Origin of the sequence: Shewanella sp. ULN5, from assembly GCF_030731885.1 — a bacterium.
GTDB lineage: Bacteria > Pseudomonadota > Gammaproteobacteria > Enterobacterales > Shewanellaceae > Shewanella > Shewanella holmiensis.
The window spans coordinates 1-3,568 of sequence record NZ_JAPJEE010000035.1; the positions used below are offsets into that span (position 1 = coordinate 1).

Annotated in this window: 2 protein-coding genes and 1 pseudogene; 1 reads left to right on the forward strand and 2 read right to left on the reverse strand. The window is 43.4% G+C overall.

What is annotated here, in order from left to right:
* Both ORI98_RS18070 and ORI98_RS18075 read right to left on the reverse strand, forming a co-directional pair.
* Positions 1–538 (reverse strand): annotated as a pseudogene (locus ORI98_RS18070) (transposase); the annotation flags it as partial.
* Positions 535–1,425, reverse strand: coding sequence for a site-specific integrase (locus tag ORI98_RS18075; protein ID WP_306136147.1), 891 nt, complete (start codon positions 1,423–1,425; stop codon positions 535–537). The pseudogene ORI98_RS18070 and the gene ORI98_RS18075, both read right to left, overlap by 4 nt.
* Positions 1,426–1,757: 332 nt before the next feature.
* Between ORI98_RS18075 and ORI98_RS18080 the strand changes: the two genes are divergently transcribed.
* Positions 1,758–3,296: a transposase gene (locus ORI98_RS18080; RefSeq protein WP_306136148.1), complete on the forward strand. Its 1,539-nt coding sequence runs from the start codon at positions 1,758–1,760 to the stop codon at positions 3,294–3,296.
* Positions 3,297–3,568 lie beyond the last annotated feature (272 nt).

A 3,568-nucleotide genomic window follows, 5' to 3' on the forward strand; every position in this document is an offset into this window, starting at 1 on the left:
ACATGTTGTAGTACCAACCATAGAAATTCGACAGTGGGTAAAGTACGTATTTCAGTGGCTTTGGTTTGGCTATTTTGATACTCAAAGCTCACTTGACCATCGATATGACTAACGATATGTTTATCGGGCAACACGCCGCGATAAAGATATCTCGACAGGTACTTGAGCGCGGGCAGCCCTTTGCCCACATGTTGGCAGTCTACAACCCACTTTTTTGGAATAGCGGTTGGTAGCTTGATGTTGAGCTTATCGGTTAGTTGCGCTAGCAATCGGGCTCGCCACACTTTGGCCAGGTTAAAGGCGTTGAACAGGTATTTACCCTTGTTCTTTTTCCACTGTTTTTTGTGCTTATTAAAGCTGCCTGCCGGAATGATGAAGTGAATGTGCGGGTGCGGCATGCCCACTGGCTGGTTCGCTCAGTGTTGGTGCGACAATTAAGCATGGCAAAAATGGCTTGTCGCATGGATGATGACATGTGATCATCATAAGCTTGATTAAAGGCATCAAGGTGGTCGCGTAAAAGTTCAATGAACTTCATAGTCCACACTCCCATTTGAGCACCAAATTATCAGTCAGTTGGTTAACGGACAGAGCAGTATTTTTGCGAGTGATAGTGGTGAGACGGGTATATCGGGCAGTGGTATTCAGGCTGTTGTGACCAAGCAGGCTTTGCACTGAGCGTAAGTCCAGCCCTTGTTCTAACAAATGAGTGGCGTAGCTGTGGCGTAAATTATGTGGGCTAATGGATTTGTGAATATTACACTCACGAATAACCCCCTTGAGGGCTTTTTGAATACCGCCTTTATCTATCAAGGAATCAGGCTGGCTATCTTTACCAGGAAATATCAGCTGTGGGTGGCGATGGGTTTGCCAGTAATATCGGATCGCTAAAAGGGTACGTTGTGGTAGCGGAACTAATCTGTCCTTACCGCCTTTAGCGTTACGAATGTGCACCTGCATCATCTGTGAATCGATATCACCAACCTGCAGTGAAATGGCCTCGCCGAGGCGTAATCCCATACTGTATAAGGCTAGAAAGCACACTTGATATCGCAGCTTATGAGTAAGACTAATAACGATAGAAACTTCTGCGGGCGTAAGAATGTCGGGCAGTCTATGGACTTGCGGCGGCTTAACAATATTAAGCCACTCCCAGTGTTGATTAAGTACATGTCGATAGAAAAACTGTAGCCCATTACGGTCGAGTTTTACGGTGCTCCATGAATGTGAATCAATCAAACTGGCAAAGTAGCGCTTCAAATCATCCGTTGAAAGGTTATCAGGGCAAGCGTCGAAATAAGCACTAATGCGCCTAACGGCGCGGCTGTAGGCATCGATGGTCGCAGGCCGCTTGCCTTGCAGCGTTAAGTTGGTAAGATGTTGTTCATAAAGAAAATCAAAGCGTTGTTGCTCGTGAGTGTTCATAGTGATACTCCTAGATAAATGCCAAGGTAGGCAGGGTCTAGTAAGTATTTAAGATGGGAGAATAAAGGTGAGCTTTTATCTTTTCTGCCGCACAGCGGCTTCGTTCAACAAGAATTTCAAGCGGGACTTCTAACAGTTGGCTCGGTTTCGCTTCGCTTCACATTTTAGCCAACTATTATAAGCCCCTTAACAGGGCGTTGAGGCTGTAGAATTTCTCCAAAAATGACGTTTCAACGTCTTTTTCATAAATAAAGTCACTTGGTTGTTTTTTGAGCTTGTAGGGTGTCGGTGTCTGTGATCTAATAGATATTATTCACCTACAGTAAATTGTTATGGCCAACTACAAGCCTGACTTATCCTGCCAAAGTAAATTCATTCCCATCAATTTTTCAGAGCAAATTTTGCCTGGCACATTCGAGTATGCCATTTGTTATATTATCGAAAATAAACTTGATTTATCGGGGGTTGATGCCTGGTATCACAATGATAAAACGGGTGCGGCAGCATATTCCCCCGCTGTGATGCGCAAAATTATTTTACTCGGGTATGCGCATGGGTTAATTAGCAGTCGACGCATTGCTAAGGCGTGCGAAAACAATATTTTGTTCATGAGTGTGTCGGGTGATGTTCAGCCACATTACACATCCATAGCAAGTTTTGTGGCTAAAATGCATGAACAAATAGAGCCCTTGTTTACCCAAGTGCTGCTGATTTGCGATGAAGAAGGGCTCATTGGCCGCAATATGTTTGCCATCGATGGTTGTAAGTTAAAGTCAAATGCGAGCAAAGAATGGAGTGGTACGTTCGATGAACTCGGCCGTAAAAAAGCAAAATTAGAACGGGCAAGCAAACGCATTATTGAGCGTCATCAAGCCCAAGATGGGTTGAGTGAAGTGCTCGTCACACAAGACTTAATCCAAAAAACAAAGTTAGATAAAAGTGCGGATAAAATTTCGGCATTCCTCGCATCACATCAAGAAAAGATAGGCAGCCAAGGTAAGCCTGTAAAAAGTAATATCACCGACCCTGACAGCGCAAAGATAACCACCTCCAAAGGCACCATTCAAGGCTACAATGGTATTGCGATAAACGATGATAAACATCAAATTATCTTACAAGCACAAACGTGGGGCTCGGTCGGTGAACAACAAACGCTTCAGCCCGCAGTCACACAATTAAAACAACAACTCGATAAGCTTAATCCTGTTAAACCTTCAAGCGAGCACACCATAAAATTCACCGCAGACAGTGGTTTCAACAGCGAAGCCAATTTGGCATTTATGGCACAAAGTGGCTTTGATACCTACATCGCAGATAATCAATTTAGAAAACGAAACCCGTTGTTTCAAGAAAGTGAAACTTACGAAACCGAACAAGAAAAACGCAGACTAAAACGACGTAACGGTAAGCCACGATTGTTTACCAGTGATGACTTTCATTATGACGAAGCAACACAAACCTGCCGATGTCCGGCAGGCAATGAGATGTGGCGAAGCGGCATCAATGTTAAAAGCCATCATCAAGAGTACACCCGATTCTGTGGTTATTTAAAAGATTGCAAAACCTGTCCATTGCAACAGCAATGTATGCGAAAACCGCCGATAAAAACGGGTCGGCAAGTGCAGTTTAAAAATGATGCCTCAAGCAAAAGACTGAGTTACACCGATAAGATGAAAGTGAAAATAGACAGCCCAATGGGGCGGCGGCAATATAGCAAACGACTGGGCTGTATCGAACCTGTGTTTGGGAATATTACTGTTAACAAAGGGATGAACAAATTGACCTTACGCGGCCAAGTCAAAGTTAATGCCCAGTGGCAACTGTACTGCCTTATTCACAACATAGAAAAGCTGCAACACGCGATGCACTAAGAAGGGGAAGCCCTTTTTACCTCAAAAAACGCTATAACCCCGCCTCGATCACCCCTAAAGCGCACTAAAAACCCCAACAAAACTGCATGTTAAATAATAATCTAAACACCACTAAATAATTGAATCAAAATATAAACTCAGATATTGTTTGTTCATTAATCAAAATAAATTATAAAACGAGTAATTCTACAGGCTCGTTATGCGGCATTGCGAAATCGACTAAATGTCATTGCAGCCGTTGTGTTTTATAAAGGGTTTAGTGGTTGCTGCCT

Bases quoted from the DNA above. Each gene is read 5' to 3' on its own strand.
- ORI98_RS18080 (WP_306136148.1), top strand. From the start codon at position 1,758: ATGGCCAACTACAAGCCTGACTTATCCTGCCAAAGTAAATTCATTCCC.
- ORI98_RS18075 (WP_306136147.1), bottom strand. From the start codon at position 1,425: ATGAACACTCACGAGCAACAACGCTTTGATTTTCTTTATGAACAACAT.